Genomic DNA, 16,765 nt, shown 5'->3' with positions numbered 1-16,765 from the left:
GCGCCTCGCTAGCGGCCGATGCCCAGTCGCTTGTGCTCCATCCGGCGCAGGAACTCCTGCATGATCCGCCGGTACAGGTCCACGCCCAGGTAGGCGTCCTCCACGCCGGCATCGATCGAGGGATTGTCGTTCACCTCGATCACCACCGCCTTGTTGCCCACCTGCTTGAGGTCGACCCCGTACAGCCCATCGCCCACCGCCTGGGTCGCCTTGAGCGCGAGCTTCACCACTTCGGCCGGCGCGTCGCGCACCGGCACGGTCTCGAAGCCGCCGGACTTGGCGGTGCCCTTGGCGCCGTGGTTGTAGATCTGCCAGTGGCCGCGCGACATGTAGTACTTGCAGGCGTACAGCGGCTCGCGGTTGAGCACGCCGATGCGCCAGTCGAATTCGGTGTAGACGAACTCCTGCGCCAGCAGCAGCGCGCTGTGCGAGAACAGCTCGCCCGCGGCCCTCTCCAGCGCGCCGGCGTTCTCCACCTTGACCACGCCGCGCGAGAACGAGCCGTCGGGGATCTTCAGCACCAGCGGAAAGCCGAGCTTCTCGGCGGTCTCCTTCCAGCCCTTGGCGTTGTCGCGGTAGAGAATCTCGGTGCGCGGCACGGCGAGCTTGCGCGAGACCATCAGGTCGTTGAGGAAGATCTTGTTCGTGCAGCGCAGGATCGAGGCCGGGTCGTCGATCACCACCATGCCTTCCTTCTCGGCGCGGTGCGCGAAGCGGTAGGTGTGGTTGTCGGAGGCGGTGGTCTCGCGAATGAACAGGCCGTCGTATTCGGCCAGGCGCGGGTAGTCGTTCTTGCCGATCGGATCGACCTCGATGCCCAGCTCCTTGCCGGCGGCGATGAAGCTCTTCAGCGCCTTCCTGTTCGACGGCGGCATCGCCTCGTTCGGGTCGACCAGCATCGCGATGTCGTAGCGGTACAGCTTGCGCGTGCGCGGCTTGCGCCACAGCTTGCGCGAGAAGCGGTCCAGCTCCGCCGCGAAGGCGTCCTCCTGCGCGTCATCCAGTGTGTGCAGGCCGACCGGCTTGATCGACGCCACCTGCCACACGCGCTCACGCTCGAACTCGATGCGCAGCAACGGACAGGGGAACATCTCGAAGACCTGCCGCGCCAGGTCCTGCAGCGCCGGGTAGGCGGTCTCGCCGAAGTACACCAGGATGCCGAAGTCGGTGGTGTCGCGCCCACCCGCCGGCAGGAAGTGGGTGAGCTTGCTGTTGAGGTCCTCGATGTCCAGACCGTAGAGCGAGCGGCGGCGCAGGTCGTTGATGGTGCGCACCGAGGGCATCACCTTGTGCCCGCGCGCCTCGGCCAGCAGCGACACGTAGTAACCGGTGCCCAGGTACTTGTAGCTGCGGCACAGGTTGATCACGTGGGTGCGTTCGTCGTCGACGCCGACCGGCTCGCGCAGGTAATCCATGGCGCTGATCACGTCCACGGACGGGTAGTAGGCGCTCCAGTCCGAAGCTTTCTCGACGACGATCACCAGGCGGGTCATGGCACCTCGCTATGTACAGGAAGGATGCCGTCGCGCGGCGGAACGAGGCGGCAGGACGCAAGGCGCGCAGTGTGGCATACGAGTGCGCCGGCGCAATGGCGGCTCGCGGCAGGCCTAAAGAGGCGGTTCAGCGTGCTCCGCCGCCGATTAGACTGGCGCGGATCCACCGGAGCGCCGCACGTGTCTTCTCCCGCCGATCCTCCCTCCGTTCCTCCGTTGCGTGTGCGCACCGCCGTGCCGGCCGACCTGCCGGCGCTGGTGACCCTCGAGCAGAGCGCTTTCGCCGGCGACCGCCTCAGCCGAGCGCAGTACCGGCGCCACCTCGCCAGCCCGAGCGCGCTGGTGCTCGCTGCGGACGCGCCGGGCATCGCGCTGCTCGGCAGTGCGCTGGTGTTCTTCCGCACCGGCAGCGTACGCGCGCGGCTGTATTCGATCGCGACGGCGCCGGCGGCGCGCGGGCGGGGCGTGGGCGCCGCCCTGCTCGACGCCGCCGAGCACGCGGCGTGGGCGCGCGGCTGCCGCGCGATGCGGCTGGAAGTGCGCGTGGACAACGCCGCGGCGATCGCCCTCTACGAGCGCGCGGGCTACCGGCGCATCGGCGGCTACCCCGCCTATTACGACGACGGCGCGGACGCCTGGCGCTACGAGAAGGTGTTGCCCTGAGCCGCCGGCTACAAAGGGTGGGCGATCCGCTCGGCGGTGTCCTCGTCCGGCCGCGCCACCAGCGCGCCGGTGCGCATCAGGCTCACCGCGTAATGGCCGCCGTCGACCAGCGGCAGGTACGCGCCGCTGCCGTAGACGGAGTCGACCATCGGCAGCCATTCCGGGTGGCGTCGCGCCAGGGTGACCAGGTCGTACGCGCCGGCCTCGCGGAAATCAACCACCGTGCGCGGGCCCGAGGCCTCCTCGGCCGGGTCGTCGTAGCGGCCGGAGAGCCGGTCCAGCCGGTACAGCGGCGGCGCCCCGGCGAGCAGTGCAGGCAGCTTCCACTTGAGGACCAGCGCCTCGACGCGCCAGGCGTCGCCGGCCAGGGTCACCGTGCGGGTGGCGCCTTCCGGCCAGGTCAGGGTCAGCATCCAGCGCTGCGGCGAGAGGATGTGCGCATCGATCGCCAGCACCGGAGTCTCCTCGGCCAGCAGCCGGTAGCCGCGCAGGCTCCAGCCGGCCCCGGCCAGCAGCAGGCCGAGCCCCAGCCCGAGCAGCAGCGCCAGCAGGCGCAGCAACGAGGCCAGCGGGCGCCGCGCCTGCAGGCGATGGCGCAGAGCCACCAGCTGTACCAGCGCGAACAGCAGGGCCAGCGCCGCCAGGATCCACAGCAAGGTGCTCGGCAGACGCAGCAGCGTGGCCCAGTCCATACGACGATTCTTCCCGCACCGTTATGATGCGCGCATCATAGCCGCCGTCGTTCCTAGGAAGTTCCGATGCGCCGATCCCTCCTGTGCATTGCCCTGCTGCTGGCCATGGGCCTGCTCGCCGGCTGCGGCAACAAGGGCCCGCTGGTGATGCCGCCGGCGCAGCCGGGCAGCACCGTGGCGCCGGCCGCGTCGGCGCCGGCACCCGCGACGAGCGTTCCGCTGCCGGACTGAGCCCCATGCGCTTCTCCAAGATGCACGGCATCGGCAACGATTTCGTGCTGGTCGACGCACGGCGCGCACGGTTCGCCCTCGACCCGGCCCGCATCCGCGCGCTGGCCGACCGCCACACCGGCATCGGCTGCGACCAGCTGCTGAGCGTGGAGATGCCGCGCGACCCCGCCTGCGCCTACTACTACGGCATCTGGAACGCCGACGGCACGCCCTCCGGCCAGTGCGGCAACGGCGTACGCTGCGTGGCGGCCTGGCTGCACCGGGCCGGCGCGCTGGCGCTGGACGTGCCGGTGCGCATCGAAAGCCCGTCCGGGCCGGTCACCGTGCGTGTGCTGGCGCCGGGGCAGGTCACCGTGGACATGGGTGCGCCGGTGTTCGAGCCGGCGCGGATCCCGCTGGCGGCGGAGACGGCGGCCGACCGCTACGCGCTGGACCTGGACCATGGCACGCTCGACGTCGGCGCCGTATCGATGGGCAACCCGCACGCCGTGGTGGTGGTCGACGAGCTGGCCGATCCCGCGCTGGAACGGCTCGGCCCGCAGCTGACCGCGCATCCGCGGTTCCCGCAGGGCGCCAATGCCGGTTTCGTGCAGGTGCTCGATCGCGGTCACCTGCGCCTGCGCGTGCACGAACGCGGCAGCGGCTGGACGCTGGCCTGCGGTACCGGCGCCTGCGCCGCGATGGCCGTGCTGCGCCGGCGTGGCGCGGTGGAAGCACGCGTGCAGGTGGATCTGCCGGGCGGTCGCCTGCAGATCGACTGGCCCGGTCCGGGCCACACGCTGTGGATGACCGGCCCGGCGGCGTTCGTCTTCGACGGCGATTGGCTGGGCTGATGCATTGATGCGCGGGCGCTGCCGTCGCACACTGCGGGCAGGCCGATCCGCCGCCTGACGTTCCGTAGGTCCGCTCCATGCCCGACACCCTGCTCGACGAGATCCCCAGCGCCACCGCGGTGGCGGCGTACCTCAAGCGCCATCCGCATTTCCTGGCCGACTACCCGGAGCTCGCCGCACAGCTGACGCTGCCGCGCAGCGAGGGACCGGTCGCCTCGCTGGCCATGTATCAGCTGCAGCAGCTGCGCGAGAAGAACGCCGAGCTGGAGCGCCGCCTGGCCGAGCTGGTCGCCATTGCCGCGGACAACGAGCGGCTGATGCAGCGCGTGCACGAACTGAATGTCACCATGCTGCGCGCCGCGACCCCGGCGGTGGCCGCGCGCAGCGTGATCAGCCGGCTCGCCGCCGATTTCCACATCGAGCAGGTGCGGTTGCTGCTGTTCGGCCACGCCTACGGCCTGCCGCCCGCCGAATGGCTGGTGGTCGAGCCGGGCGGGCGGGCCGCGCTGAGCGAGTTCGCCGGCTTCCTCGGCAACCACGAACCGCTGGTGGGGCGGCTGTCGGCCGAGCGGCTGTACCGGCTGTTCGGCGACCATGCGCCGGAGGTGCACTCGGCGGCGGTAATGCCGCTGGGCGAGCTCGGCCTGCTGGCGCTGGGCAGCGCCGACTCCAACCACTTCCAGCCGGGCATGGGCACGCTGTTCCTGAAGATGCTCGCCGCCACCATGAGCGCCGCGCTGACCCGCTCGCAGGAGCTGGCCTGAGCGCCACGGCGGACCCGCGCTCGCAGGTCGCGGCGTGGCTGGACCGCCTCGCCGGCGAGCGCCAGGCCGCCGCGCACACCGTCGCCGCCTACCGCCGCGACCTGGACAAGCTGCTGGGCTGGATGGAGCGGCAGGGTATCGCCGGCTTCGCGGAGCTCAGCGCGCCGCGATTGCGTGCCTTCGTCGCCGCCGAGCATCGCGCCGGGCTGTCGCCGAAGAGCCTGCAGCGCCTGCTGTCCTCCTGCCGCAGCCTGTTCCGCCAGCTCGGCCGCGAAGGCCTGCTGGCGCACGACCCGGCGGCCGGCGTGCGCGGCCCCAAGGTGCATCGCAAGCTGCCGCAGGTCCTGGACGTGGACGAGGCCGCGGCGCTGGTGGAGCAGGTCGGCGACGGCGCGCTGGCCCTGCGCGACCGCGCCATGCTGGAGCTGTTCTATTCCTCCGGCCTGCGCCTGTCGGAGCTGGCCGGCCTGCGCTGGGGTGACCTGGACCTGGAGGGCGGCGAGGTGCGCGTGCTCGGCAAGGGGGCCAAGACCCGCATCGTCCCGGTCGGCAGCCATGCGCTGGCGGCGCTGCGGGCGCTCGGTCAGGCCGAAGGCATGCAGCCCACCGCGCCGGTGTTCCGCGGCCGCGGCGGCGCGCCGATCAGCCCGCGCACGGTGCAGGCCCGGCTCAAGCAGCTGGCGCTGGCGCAGGGCTTCGCCAAGCGCGTGCACCCGCACCTGCTGCGGCACACCTTCGCCAGCCACATGCTCGAATCCTCCGGCGATCTGCGCGCGGTGCAGGAGCTGCTCGGCCACGCCGACATCGCCACCACCCAGATCTACACCCACCTGGATTTCCAGCACCTGGCGCGCGTCTACGACGCCGCCCACCCGCGCGCGCGGCGCAAGCGCTGACTGCGGCGGCGCCCCGTGCGCCGTGAACGGACCGTGCACCCGCCGCCGAAGCCGCCGCGGGCCGGCGGCACCGGGCGGCCCGGCCCGAGGCCCGGCAGGGCGCGCCCCTCGGCGACGCGGCCTGCCGCCATGGCCTGTCCACCCTTGGGTTCGGCCGTGGTGCGCCCCACATCCTTGCGTTCCTACCCGCAGGCAACCTTTCCATGGAATCGTTCCACGCCACCACCATCCTCTCGGTCCGCCGCAATGGGCGCGTCGTGCTGGGCGGCGACGGCCAGGTCACCCTGGGCAACACGGTGATGAAGTCCAACGCGCGCAAGATCCGCCGCCTGGGCAAGGGCGACGTGCTGGCCGGCTTCGCCGGGGCCACCGCGGACGCCTTCACCCTGTTCGAGCTGTTCGAGCAGAAGCTCGACAAGCACGGCGGCAACCTGGTGCGTGCCGCGGTCGAGATGGCCAAGGAATGGCGCACCGATCGGCGCCTTGGCCGGCTCGAGGCGATGCTCGCGGTGGTGGACAAGGACGCTTCGCTGCTGATCTCCGGCAATGGCGACGTGCTGGAGCCGGAAAACGGCCTGATCGCGATCGGCTCGGGCGGCCCCTACGCCCAGGCCGCCGCGCTGGCGCTGCTGGAGAACACCGACATGAGCGCGCGGCAGGTCGTGGAAAAGGCGCTGAAGATCGCCGGCGACATCTGCATCTACACCAACCACAGCACCACGATCGAGGAACTGGAGGCCGGAGCGGGTAGCGGCGAACGGGAGGCGTAACACGCTCCGCTCGTCCGCATCGTCGACAACCCTGTCCTTCCCTTCCTCCCACCCGGCCAAACCATGTCCGAACTCACTCCCCGCGAAATCGTCAACGAACTGGACCGCTACATCATCGGCCAGAACGACGCCAAGCGTGCCGTCGCCATCGCGCTGCGCAACCGCTGGCGCCGCATGCAGCTCGATCCCGAGCTGCGCAACGAGGTCACCCCCAAGAACATCCTGATGATCGGTCCGACCGGCGTGGGCAAGACGGAGATCGCGCGGCGCCTGGCCACGCTGGCGAACGCGCCGTTCGTGAAGGTGGAGGCGACCAAGTTCACCGAGGTCGGCTACGTCGGCAAGGACGTCGAATCGATCATCCGCGACCTCGCCGACGTGTCCTACAAGCTCACCCGCGAGCAGGCGATCAAGCGCGTGCGCTCGCAGGCCGAGGACCGCGCCGAGGACCGCATCCTGGACGCCCTGCTGCCGCGCCGGCAGACCGCCGCCGACTGGTCGCACGACCTCACCGTCTCCGCGCCGGACAGCGAGACCCGCCAGAAGCTGCGCAAGCAGCTGCGCGAGGGCGCGCTGGACGACCGCGAGATCGAGCTGGACTTCGCCATGAACGTCGGCGTGGAGATCATGTCGCCGCCCGGCATGGAGGAGATGGGCCAGCAGCTGCGCCAGATGTTCCAGCACCTGGGCGGTACGCGCACGCAGTCGCGCAAGCTGCCGATCAAGACCGCGCGTCCGCTGCTGGTCGAGGAGGAGGCCGGCAAGCTGCTCAACGACGAGGAGATCCGCGCCCAGGCGGTGGAAGCCGCCGAGCAGAACGGGATCGTCTTCATCGACGAGATCGACAAGGTGGCGCAGCGTTCCGAGTGGGGCGGCGCCGGCGTCAGCCGCGAGGGCGTGCAGCGCGACCTGCTGCCGCTGGTGGAGGGCTCCACCGTCTCCACCCGCTACGGGCCGATCAAGACCGACCACATGCTGTTCATCGCCTCCGGCGCGTTCTCGCTGGCCAAGCCGTCGGATCTGATCCCCGAGCTGCAGGGCCGCCTGCCGATCCGCGTGGAGCTGTCCGCGCTGTCGGTGGAGGATTTCAAACGCATCCTCCGGGAGCCCCACAACGCACTCACGAAGCAGTACGCGGCACTGCTCGGCACCGAGGGCGTGAGCCTGGAGTTCACCGAGTCGGGGATCGACCGGCTGGCCGAGGTCGCCTACCAGGTGAACGAGCGCACGGAGAACATCGGCGCCCGCCGCCTGCACACGGTGATGGAGCGGCTGCTGGAAAAGGTTTCCTTCGAGGCGGCGGACAAGTCCGGAGAAAAATATCTGATCGACGCCGAACAGGTCGACAAGAACCTGGGATCGCTGGTCAAGGACCAGGACCTCAGCCGTTACATCCTCTGAACAAGCGGCAGAGACCCGTCTGGTAAAATTCCTGTCATGGGCAAGGTCATCGAACTCAAAACCACCGGCCAGCGTGCGCAGCTGCGCGAAGCGCAGCAGAACCAGCAGCTGATCCGCCTGTGGCGGGCCGAGCTGGAGCACGGCAGCTTCTGCGGCTACGTCGGCGGCGTGGGCCGCGAGTTCTTCCTGCTCTGGGTGGTCGGCGACAGCATCACCTACGACGGCATGTACGTGATGCGCCACCGCGACGTCACCGAGCTGGAGGCGCCGGACAAGCACCACGCCTTCATGGAGAAGGCGCTCAAGCTCAAGCGGCTGATGCCGCGCACGCCGCGCGGCTTCCCGCTGGACTCGATCCGCGAGGTGGTGCAGGCCGCCGGCAGCATCACCCCGGTGATCGGCGTGCACGTGGACAGCGAGGACGAGGCCGAGGTCTGCTACATCGGCCGGCTGGTCGGCGTCGAGGAGGACGGCTTCACCCTGCAGGAGATCAGCCCGGACGCCGAATGGCTGCGCGAGCCCTCGTTCTTCGCCTGGGACGAGGTCTCCACGATCAGCATGGAAGACGGCTACGCGCAGGCGCTGCTCGCCGTGGCCGGCACGCCGCCGCCGCTGGAGCAGGGCGACTCCGGCATCGGCCACGCGCACTGACGCACGGCTTCGGCCGAAACGCCCCTGCGCATCGCTCCCAGGCCGCTCTAGGGCTCGCCCACCGCCTCGCGGTGCTCGCCACGGGCGACCTGCCACACTTCGCGTGCCGCGTCCGCGTTCATCACGGCGATGCCCAGGCCCACCCCCACGTCCGGCCAGACCGAGCCGGTCCATGCGGTCAGGCCGCCGGCCAGCACGATCGCCAGGTTGGCGAGCGCATCGTTGCGCGCCGACAGGAAGGCTGCCCGGGTCAGGCTGCCGGCATGGTGACGAAAGCGCACCAGCAGCATCGCGCAAGCCAGGTTCACCACCAGCGCGCCCAGGCCGGTCGCCGACAGTGGCAGCGGCGCCGGCGGCACCGGCGCGTGCAACTTCTGCCACAGTGCCCACAGCAGCGCCAGCGCCGGCAGCAGCAGGATGCCGGCCAGTCCCATGCCGACCCGTGCCCGCATGCGCGGGGCCCAGCCCAGCGCCAGGAAGATCAGCAGGTTGACCGAGGCGTCCTCCAGGAAATCGATGCTGTCGGCGAACAGCGACACCGACCCGATCGCCAGCGCGACGGCGAATTCGATGCCGAAATAGGCGAGGTTGAGCAGCGCCACCAGCCGCACCGTGCGGTGCAGCGCGCTGCGGGATGGCTCGTGGTCTGCAGGCATGGCGGTTCCGGCGGCCTCGCGCGCATCCTCGCACGCCCGGCCGCTCAGCGCCCGAACAGGTGCCGGCGCGCCTCGGCGTCGGTGGCCGGGTCCCGTTGCCCCTGGATGCGGTCGGCGATGGCGTAGGCGCGTCCGGTCGCCGGACGCGCGCGAATCTGTTCGAACCACGCCTGGAGGTGGGGAAACGCGTCCAGCGACATGCCCTGTGCCTCGTGCGGCACGATCCAGGGATAGGCGGCCATGTCGCCGATGGTGTAGTCCTTGCCCGCGATGAAGGCGCGGCCCTCGAGGCGCCGGTCCAGCACGCCGTAGAGCCGGCGCGTCTCGTTGACGTAGCGTTCGATCGCGTAGGGAATCGGCTCCGGCGCATAACGGTTGAAGTGGTGGTTCTGGCCGAGCATCGGTCCCAGGCCGCCCACCTGCCAGAACAGCCACTGCAGCACGGCGTAGCGCCCGCGCAGGTCCGGTGGCAGGAAGCGCCCGCACTTCTCGGCCAGGTAGAGCAGGATCGCGCCTGATTCGAACACGCTCATCGGCGCGCCGCCGTCCGCCGGCGCGGTGTCCACGATCGCCGGCATGCGGTTGTTCGGGGCGATGGCGAGGAAGTCGGGCGCGAACTGCTCGCCGAGTCCGATGTTCACCGGCCTGATCGCATACGGCAGGCCCGCCTCCTCCAGCAGCAAGGTGATCTTGTGACCGTTGGGCGTGGGCCAGTAGTACAGCTCGATCATGGCGCAGGTCCGGATGGGCCTTCCGACCTGACGGCGCGCGCCGCCGCTTTCAAGCCGCGCCGGCCGGTATGCTTGGGTCCGATCCACCGCAGGGAGGCCGCATGGCCCGTCGCATCGCCGTCGTCGGCAGCATCAACATGGATCTGGTCACGCAGGCCCCGCGCTTCCCCCGGCCGGGCGAGACCCTGCTCGGCCAGGGCTTCGTCACCGTGCCTGGCGGCAAGGGCGCCAACCAGGCCGTGGCCGCCGCGCGCCTGGGTGCCCAGGTCGCGCTGGTCGGTGCGCTGGGCCGCGACGCCTTCGGCGACCAGTTGCACCGCGGCCTGGCCGGGGAGAGTGTCGACCTCGCCCACGTGCGCCGGCTGGACGACGAGGCGAGCGGCACCGCCTCGATCACCGTCGCCGCCGGCGAGAACCAGATCGTGGTGGTTCCCGCTGCCAATGCCCGCGTCACGCCCGCGCAGGTGGAGGCCGCCCGCGACGCCATCGCCCGGGCGGACGCTGTGCTGGTGCAGATGGAAATCCCGCTGGATGCGGTGGCGGCGACGCTGCGCCTGGGGCAACGACTGCAGGTGCCGGTGATCCTCAACCCGGCGCCGGCACAGCCCTTGCCGGCCGACTTGCTGGCGCTGGCGCGCTACCTCACGCCCAACCAGCACGAGCTGGCGGTACTGCTGGGCGCCGGGCCGGACGAGGATTTCCGCGCGCTGATGCGCCGGGCGCCCGGTCCGGTGGTGCTCACCCGTGGCGGCGAAGGTGCGTGGTACCGCGAGCGAGGCGAGCCGGTGCACCAGCCGGCCTTCGCGGTCGACGTCGTGGACAGCACCGGCGCCGGCGATACCTTCAACGCCGCACTGGCGGTGTTCCTGCACGAGGGCCTGGCCGCAGCCGTGCGCAAAGCCTGCGCCGCGGCCGCGTTGGCCGTGACGCGACTAGGCGCGCAGCAGGGCATGCCGCGCGCGGCGGAAGTGGACGCGTTGCTGGATCGATGAAGCCGGTCGCCCTGCCGCGCGGCGAGGGCGACCGCTCCGCTGAGCTCAGTGGCGCGCTTCGGACGCCGCCGCGTGCCGCTCGCCGCCCCGCGAGGCCTGCGCCGCCTCCTGGTTGGCGCCCTGTTCGGCCAGTTCGGTGAGGCGCTTGTCGGTCGCCTTCTCCTCTTCCAGCGTCTGGCTGAGCAGCTTGGCCGCGTCCTGGTGACCCAGCTGCTTGGCCAGGGCACACAGCGTGCCGTAGGACGCGATCTCGTAGTGCTCGGCCTTCTGCGCCCCCGCGATCAAGGCCGCATCCCGCAATGCCCCCTGCGGAATCGTCTCGATGATCTCGCGTGCCTCGTCGACCAGGCCTTCCATGCCCTGGCACTTCATGCGCTTGAGGCGCAGATCGAGCTGGTCGACCACCTGGTCGATGCGCTCGATCTGGCCACGGGTTTCTTCCAGATGCTTGTCGAAGGCCTTCGACAGCTCCTGGTTGTCGGCCGCACGCGACAGGCGCGGCAACGCCTTGGCCAGCTGCTTCTCCGCGCTGTAGATGTCGGACAGCTCGTGGATGAAAAGATCCTGCATGGATTTGATGCTCATGGGCCTCCCTCATTCGGTGGTTCGCGCGGCCGAACTGACCGCATCCGCCAACCTTAGGCGCGCGTCCGTCAGCGCTCGTGCAGGGGAGGGTTAACGTGCCGCCAAGGCAACGGCCCCGGCGGCTTGCCGTTCATGAGCGGCGCTACTTGCCGATGCAGAACGACCCGAAGATCGCACCGAGCAGGTCGTCGCTGGTGTAGCTGCCGGTGATCTCGCCCAGCGCGTGCTGGGCCTGGCGAAGGTCCTCGGCGGCCAGTTCGCCGGCGCGCGTGCTGGCCAGTGCCGCCGCGGCGTGCGCCAGGTGCGCCTGCACGCGCTCGAGCGCCAGCACGTGGCGGCGGCGCGCGCTGAAGGCGCCCTCGCCGCTGCCGGCGCCGGCGAGGTGCCGGAGCCGCTCGCGCAGCGCGTCGAGCCCGGCCCCGGTACGCGCCGACGCCCACAGCCACGGCACGCCCGCGTGCTGTTCCTGCCGCGGAGCCGCGCCGTCCAGATCGATCTTGTTGACCAGCACCAGCCGCGCCACGCTCGCGGGCAGTCCGTCGAGCAGGGCGAGATCCGCCTGCGCGTCGGCCGCCTCGGTGACCAGCAGGGCGAGGTCGGCGCGGGTCAGTTCGCCGCGGGCGCGGCGCACGCCTTCGCGCTCGATCTCGTCTTCCGTATGGCGCAGGCCGGCGGTGTCCGCCAGTTCGAGGACCACGCCATCGAGGCTCACCGTCTCGCGCAGCACGTCGCGGGTGGTGCCGGCGACCGGCGTGACGATGGCGCGCTCGCTCTGCGCCAGCGCATTGAGCAGGCTGGACTTGCCGGCGTTGGGCCGGCCCACGATGGCGACCTTCAGCCCGTCGGTGAGGCGCACGCCGCGGCGCGCCTCGGCAAGCAGACCGGCCAGCTGCGCGCGCAGGGCGTCCAGCCGCGCCGCGATCGCCGGATCGGCGAGGAAGTCGATCTCCTCGTCCGGAAAGTCGATCGCCGCCTCCACGTGCACGCGCAGGGCAACCAGCGCATCGAGCAGGGCGTGCACACGCCGCGAGAACACACCATCCAGCGAGCGCAACGCGGCGCGCGCACCGGCCTCGGAGCGGGCGGCGACCAGGTCGGCCACCGCTTCGGCCTGGGCCAGGTCCATCTTGCCGTTGAGGAAGGCGCGTTCGGTGAACTCGCCCGGCCGCGCCAGGCGCGCGCCCAGGGCGCACACGCGGCGCAGCAGCAGGTCCAGCAGCACCGCGCTGCCATGGCCCTGCAGTTCCAGCACGTGCTCGCCGGTGTAGGAGTGCGGCGCCGGGAAATGCAGCAGCAGGCCGCGGTCGATCAGGGCACCGTCATCGGCGTGGAAAGCGGCCAGGTGGGCGTGGCGCGGACGTGGCGGCCGGCCCAGCAGCGCCTGCGCGATGGCCGGCACGCGCGGGCCGGAGACCCGTACCACGCCGATGCCGGCCGCGCCGGGCGCGCTGGCGATGGCGGCGATCGTGTCGGTGTCGGCCATGCGCTACCCCCGGGGAGACATCGCAACCCTAGGAGGGGCACCGGCCGGCCGCAAGGCAGCGCGGGCGCAGCCCTCCCGCGCTGCGGTCAGGCTTTCGCCTTCGCCTCGCCGTTTTCCACTTGGCGGGTGATGTACCACTGCTGCGCCAGGCCGGTGATGCCGTTGACCACGTAGTACAGGCACAGGCCGGCGGGGAAGAAGGCGAACAGCACCGCGAAGATCAGCGGCATGAACTTCATCATCTTCGCCTGCGCCGGGTCCATGCCGGTGGCCGGCATCAGGTACTGCTGGCCCAGCATCACCAGCGTGTACAGCGCCGGCAGCACGAAGTACGGGTCGGGCATCGACAGGTCGTGGATCCAGCCCACGAACGGCGCCTGGCGCAGCTCGACGCTCTCGCGCAGCACTTCGTAGAGGCCGTAGAAGATCGGGATGGTGATCAGCACCGGAAGGCAGCCGGTCATCGGGTTGACCTTCTCCTTCTTGTACAGCTCCATCATCGCCATCTGCATCTTCTGCTTGTCGTCGCCGTAGCGCTCCTTGAGCGCGGCCACGCGTGGCTGCAGCTTGCGCATCTTGGCGCTGGAGCGGTACTGCGCGGCGGTGAGCTTCCAGGTGAGGCCCTTGATGATCAGCACCAGCAGGATGATCGCCACGCCCCAGTTGCCGCTGATCTTGTGCAGCCACGAAAGCAGCGCGTGCATCGGCTGCGCGATCACGGTGAACATGCCGTAGTTGGTGGCCAGCGCCAGGCCCGGCGCGACGGTATCGAGCGTGCCGGTGAGCTTGGGACCGACGTACAGGCGTGCCTCGCTGGTCGCGCTCTGGCCGGGCGCCACGTTCAGCACCGGGCTCACCGTGCGGATCAGGTAGGTGGGGTGCGCGCTGCCGGAGTTGACCACCGCGGTGCTGTAGCTGTCGGTCTGCTGCGCCGGCGGGATCCACGCGGCGAAGAAGTAGTGCTGCAGCATCGCCGCCCAGCCGCCGGCGAACGACTGCTGCAGCGGCTCCTTGGCGAACTCGTCGAATTTGAGCGACTGGAAGTGATCCTCCGGGCTGTACCAGGCCGCACCGTAGAAGCTGGCGGCGGACGGGTCGGTCATGTTCTGCAGCCAGCTGGTGTGCTGCGGGCGCGGCGCGCGCTGCAACTGCTGGTAGGCGTTGCCCTGCCAGGTAGCCGCACTGCCGTTGGCGATGCGCTGGCTCATGTCCACCACGTAGCTGCCACGCTTGAGCGTGTAGGTCTTGGTGACCTTGACGCCGCCCTGCTCCCAGCTGAGTTCGGCCTGCACCTCGCCCTGACCATTGGCCAGCGCATAGCGGGTCTGCGCCGCCTGGAAGGGCGCGCGATGGTCCGGCGCCGGGCCGGTCGCGCTGACCAGGCCGCTCTGCGCCACGAAGTACGCCTCCTGCGTGTCGTCGAGCAGGCGCACCGGCGGCGGGTTGGGATGCTCGTGGGTGACCGGCGTGGCCGGATAGGCGAGCAGGTCGGCGCGCACCACGCTGCCGCCGCGCGTGTCGATGGTCAGGCGCAGCACGTCGTTGCTGACCGTCACCAGCTGGCCGGCCGCGGCCGGGGCGGCGCTGCCGGCGATGGCTGGCAGCGCCGCCGGCGCGCTGCCCGGCACCGAGCCGTCCGCCGCCGCTGCGGCACTGCCGGCGGCCACCGGCGTGCCGGCACTGGCGGGGGGGAGGGCGTAGTCCTTCTCCCAGGCCATCCACAGAAGGTAGGCCACGGCCATCAGGGCAAACAGGAGAAACGTGCGCGTCTGGTTCATCGCGGGGCAATTCCAGTGGCACCGCGAACCGAGGCCGCGGAAAGACGGGAGAACAGGGAGGTCAACACGCGATTGTGCCGGTGCCTTCGGCAGGCTTCAACGGCGGCAGGCGGCGCCACAAGGCGTCGATCTCGGCCAGCAGTTCGGCCCCGGGCAGGCCGGCGGCGCACTCGCGCGCCATCACCACCAGGTCGATCGGCGGCAGTTCGGCGCGGACGCGGCGGAACGACTCGCGCACCAGGCGCTTGATCCGGTTGCGCTCCACCGCACGCTTGGACACGCGCTTGGACACGGCCAGCCCGAGCCGCGCATGGCCCAGGCCATTGGGCCGGTAACGCACAGAAAAACAGCGGCCGCCGAGGCGACCGCTGGCATGACGCAGGGCGGCGAAGTCGCCCGCGCGGCGGAGCCGCGCGTCGCGCGGCAGGCCGGCGGCAGGCATGACGCGCGGACCGCTTACGGAATCAGGCGCTTGCGACCCTTGGCGCGACGGGCGTTGAGCACCTTGCGGCCATCGGCGGTCGCCATGCGGGCACGGAAGCCGTGGGTGCGGGCGCGCTTGAGCTTGCTCGGCTGGTAGGTCCGCTTCATGGCTGTGGCTCCAGAAGAAAGTCAACAAAAAGGTTGGAAAGTATGGGGCTTGCGTGCGTTTGCTGTCAAACCGGCGCCGATGCGACCTGTGGACACCGCTGGGGATATGCTGGGGGCTGGCTGTTAGACTAGCCGGTCCACCCTGCGCGCAAGCGCCCCTTCGTTGGTTAGAACTATCCCATGAGTGATTTGTGGCGGCGCTGCCTTGAGCGTCTGGAAAGCGAGCTGAGCGCCGAGGAGCTGCACACCTGGCTGATGCCGCTGCAGGCGCGCGAGGACGCGACCGGCCTGCAGCTGTTCGCCCCCAACCCGTACACCCTGGACACCGTGCGCGAGCGCTACCTGGCGCGCATCGAAACGGTGCTGGGGCAACTGGCCGGGCAACCGCACGCCGTGCGGCTGGAGGTAGGCTCGAGCGCCCCGCGGGCCGCTCGCCCGGCCGCCACCAAGGCCGCCGCCGGCGCCGAGGCGGCGCCCGCGCCCGCCTTCGCGCACAACCTGGACCCGCACTACACCTTCGAAACCTTCGTCGAGGGCAAATCCAACCAGCTCGGCAAGGCGGCCGCCATGCAGGTGGCGATGAACCCCGGACGCGCCTACAACCCGCTGCTGCTGTACGGCGGCACCGGCCTGGGCAAGACCCACCTGATGCACGCCGCCGGCAACCTGATGCGCGAGCGCAACCCCGGCTGCAAGGTGCTGTACCTGCGCTCGGAGCAGTTCGTGGGTGCCATGATCGAGGCGCTGCGCACCAAGAACATGGACCAGTTCAAGCAGCGCTTCCGCTCGGTCGACGCACTGCTGATCGACGACATCCAGTTCTTCGCCGGCAAGGACACCACGCAGGAAGAGTTCTTCCACACCTTCAACGCGCTGTTCGAGTCCAAGCAGCAGATCATCCTCACCTGCGACCGCTACCCGAAGGAAGTGGACAAGCTCGAGCCGCGCCTGAAGTCGCGCCTGGGCTGGGGCCTCTCGGTGGCGATCGAACCGCCCGACTTCGAGACGCGCGCCGCGATCCTGCTGGCCAAGGCCCACGAGAAGGGCGTGGCAGTGAGCGAGAACGTGGCGATGCTGCTGGCCAAGCGGATCCGTTCCAACGTACGCGACCTGGAAGGCGCGCTCAACACGCTGGCCGCGCGCGCCAATTTCTACGGCAAGCCGATCACCACCGACTTCGCCGAGGAGACCCTGCGCGACCTGCTGGCCACCCACGCGCAGGCGGTGACGGTGCCCAACATCCAGAAGATCACCGCCGAGTACTTCAACGTGCGCCTGCAGGACCTGCTGTCCAAGCGGCGCGTGCGCTCGCTGGCACGGCCGCGGCAGATCGCCATGGCGCTGTCCAAGGAACTGACCGAGCACAGCCTGCCGGAGATCGGCGAGGCCTTCGGCGGTCGCGACCACACCACCGTGCTGCACGCCTGCCGCACGATCAAGAAGCTGTGCGAGACCGACGCGCGCATGCGCCAGGACTGGGAACAGCTGATCCGCGTGTTGACCGGGTGAACAACTTGAAAAGGGGCGGTGCAAGCTGTGGATAATAGGTGGATGG

Annotated in this window: 19 protein-coding genes; 10 read left to right on the top strand and 9 right to left on the bottom strand. The window is 70.5% G+C overall.

The features are described from left to right. Positions 1-8: 8 nt before the first annotated feature. Entirely contained in the window at positions 9-1,493 is a 1,485-nt protein-coding gene (locus tag WAT24_RS00565; RefSeq protein WP_336805861.1) for a RimK family protein, read from the bottom strand. Between the two features lie 180 nt (positions 1,494-1,673). Here WAT24_RS00565 and WAT24_RS00560 point away from each other — a divergent pair, with 180 nt between their 5' ends. Beyond that, the gene (locus WAT24_RS00560; RefSeq protein WP_336805860.1) at positions 1,674-2,156 is read left to right on the top strand and encodes a GNAT family N-acetyltransferase; all 483 of its coding nucleotides are present in this window, start codon (positions 1,674-1,676) and stop codon (positions 2,154-2,156) included. An 8-nt stretch (positions 2,157-2,164) separates the two neighbouring features. Here WAT24_RS00560 and WAT24_RS00555 read toward each other — a convergent pair whose 3' ends face one another. Next, the gene (locus tag WAT24_RS00555; RefSeq protein WP_336805859.1) at positions 2,165-2,848 is read right to left on the bottom strand and encodes a hypothetical protein; all 684 of its coding nucleotides are present in this window, start codon (positions 2,846-2,848) and stop codon (positions 2,165-2,167) included. Between the two features lie 66 nt (positions 2,849-2,914). Between WAT24_RS00555 and lptM the strand changes: the two genes are divergently transcribed. The 7 genes from lptM to WAT24_RS00520 all read left to right on the top strand — a co-directional run bounded on the left by lptM (position 2,915) and on the right by WAT24_RS00520 (position 8,394). Further along, a complete protein-coding gene (gene lptM / locus WAT24_RS00550; RefSeq protein WP_336805858.1) occupies positions 2,915-3,079 on the top strand; it encodes an LPS translocon maturation chaperone LptM in 165 nt (54 codons plus the stop codon). Positions 3,080-3,084: 5 nt separating this feature from the next. Beyond that, positions 3,085-3,912 (top strand): diaminopimelate epimerase, encoded by an 828-nt coding sequence (dapF, locus tag WAT24_RS00545; protein ID WP_336805857.1) that lies wholly within the window; start codon positions 3,085-3,087, stop codon positions 3,910-3,912. 77 nt (positions 3,913-3,989) lie between these two features. Next, complete coding sequence (locus WAT24_RS00540; RefSeq protein ID WP_336805856.1) at positions 3,990-4,676, top strand: DUF484 family protein; 687 nt, start codon at positions 3,990-3,992, stop codon at positions 4,674-4,676. Next, positions 4,673-5,572: a tyrosine recombinase XerC gene (xerC, locus tag WAT24_RS00535; RefSeq protein WP_336806358.1), complete on the top strand. Its 900-nt coding sequence runs from the start codon at positions 4,673-4,675 to the stop codon at positions 5,570-5,572. The genes WAT24_RS00540 and xerC overlap by 4 nt, the downstream gene beginning before the upstream one ends. 203 nt (positions 5,573-5,775) lie before the next feature. Then, positions 5,776-6,342 (top strand): ATP-dependent protease subunit HslV, encoded by a 567-nt coding sequence (gene hslV, locus WAT24_RS00530; RefSeq protein ID WP_336805855.1) that lies wholly within the window; start codon positions 5,776-5,778, stop codon positions 6,340-6,342. A 63-nt stretch (positions 6,343-6,405) separates the two neighbouring features. Continuing rightward, positions 6,406-7,743: an ATP-dependent protease ATPase subunit HslU gene (hslU, locus tag WAT24_RS00525; RefSeq protein WP_336805854.1), complete on the top strand. Its 1,338-nt coding sequence runs from the start codon at positions 6,406-6,408 to the stop codon at positions 7,741-7,743. A 36-nt stretch (positions 7,744-7,779) separates the two neighbouring features. Beyond that, positions 7,780-8,394: a hypothetical protein gene (locus tag WAT24_RS00520; RefSeq protein WP_336805853.1), complete on the top strand. Its 615-nt coding sequence runs from the start codon at positions 7,780-7,782 to the stop codon at positions 8,392-8,394. Between the two features lie 47 nt (positions 8,395-8,441). On the opposite strand, the gene WAT24_RS00515 is transcribed toward WAT24_RS00520, so the two are convergent. Beyond that, a complete protein-coding gene (locus WAT24_RS00515; RefSeq protein ID WP_336805852.1) occupies positions 8,442-9,050 on the bottom strand; it encodes a cation efflux transmembrane domain-containing protein in 609 nt (202 codons plus the stop codon). 44 nt (positions 9,051-9,094) lie between these two features. Beyond that, positions 9,095-9,781, bottom strand: a complete 687-nt coding sequence (locus tag WAT24_RS00510) for a glutathione binding-like protein (protein WP_336805851.1) — start codon at positions 9,779-9,781, stop codon at positions 9,095-9,097. A 101-nt stretch (positions 9,782-9,882) separates the two neighbouring features. Between WAT24_RS00510 and rbsK the strand changes: the two genes are divergently transcribed. Further along, positions 9,883-10,773, top strand: coding sequence for a ribokinase (gene rbsK, locus WAT24_RS00505; protein WP_336805850.1), 891 nt, complete (start codon positions 9,883-9,885; stop codon positions 10,771-10,773). A gap of 45 nt (positions 10,774-10,818) precedes the next feature. On the opposite strand, the gene WAT24_RS00500 is transcribed toward rbsK, so the two are convergent. The 5 genes from WAT24_RS00500 to rpmH all read right to left on the bottom strand — a co-directional run bounded on the left by WAT24_RS00500 (position 10,819) and on the right by rpmH (position 15,210). After that, positions 10,819-11,358: a YciE/YciF ferroxidase family protein gene (locus tag WAT24_RS00500; RefSeq protein ID WP_336805849.1), complete on the bottom strand. Its 540-nt coding sequence runs from the start codon at positions 11,356-11,358 to the stop codon at positions 10,819-10,821. 142 nt (positions 11,359-11,500) lie between these two features. After that, a complete protein-coding gene (gene mnmE, locus WAT24_RS00495; RefSeq protein WP_336805848.1) occupies positions 11,501-12,841 on the bottom strand; it encodes a tRNA uridine-5-carboxymethylaminomethyl(34) synthesis GTPase MnmE in 1,341 nt (446 codons plus the stop codon). A gap of 86 nt (positions 12,842-12,927) precedes the next feature. Continuing rightward, on the bottom strand, positions 12,928-14,619 hold the full coding sequence (gene yidC, locus WAT24_RS00490; RefSeq protein WP_336805847.1) for a membrane protein insertase YidC: 1,692 nt from the start codon (positions 14,617-14,619) through the stop codon (positions 12,928-12,930). Positions 14,620-14,680: 61 nt separating this feature from the next. Further along, on the bottom strand, positions 14,681-15,061 hold the full coding sequence (rnpA, locus tag WAT24_RS00485) for a ribonuclease P protein component (protein ID WP_336805846.1): 381 nt from the start codon (positions 15,059-15,061) through the stop codon (positions 14,681-14,683). 14 nt (positions 15,062-15,075) lie between these two features. After that, entirely contained in the window at positions 15,076-15,210 is a 135-nt protein-coding gene (gene rpmH / locus WAT24_RS00480) for a 50S ribosomal protein L34 (RefSeq protein WP_325163143.1), read from the bottom strand. Positions 15,211-15,390: 180 nt separating this feature from the next. Here rpmH and dnaA point away from each other — a divergent pair, with 180 nt between their 5' ends. Next, positions 15,391-16,719 carry a chromosomal replication initiator protein DnaA gene (gene dnaA, locus WAT24_RS00475; RefSeq protein ID WP_336805845.1) on the top strand — a complete coding sequence of 443 codons (1,329 nt, stop codon included), beginning with the start codon at positions 15,391-15,393 and terminating at the stop codon, positions 16,717-16,719. Positions 16,720-16,765 lie beyond the last annotated feature (46 nt).

Source organism: Fulvimonas yonginensis (assembly GCF_037137055.1).
Lineage (GTDB): Bacteria > Pseudomonadota > Gammaproteobacteria > Xanthomonadales > Rhodanobacteraceae > Frateuria_A > Frateuria_A yonginensis.
The sequence above is the reverse complement of the archived record's forward strand: the minus strand, read 5'-3'. Positions and strand labels throughout refer to the sequence as shown.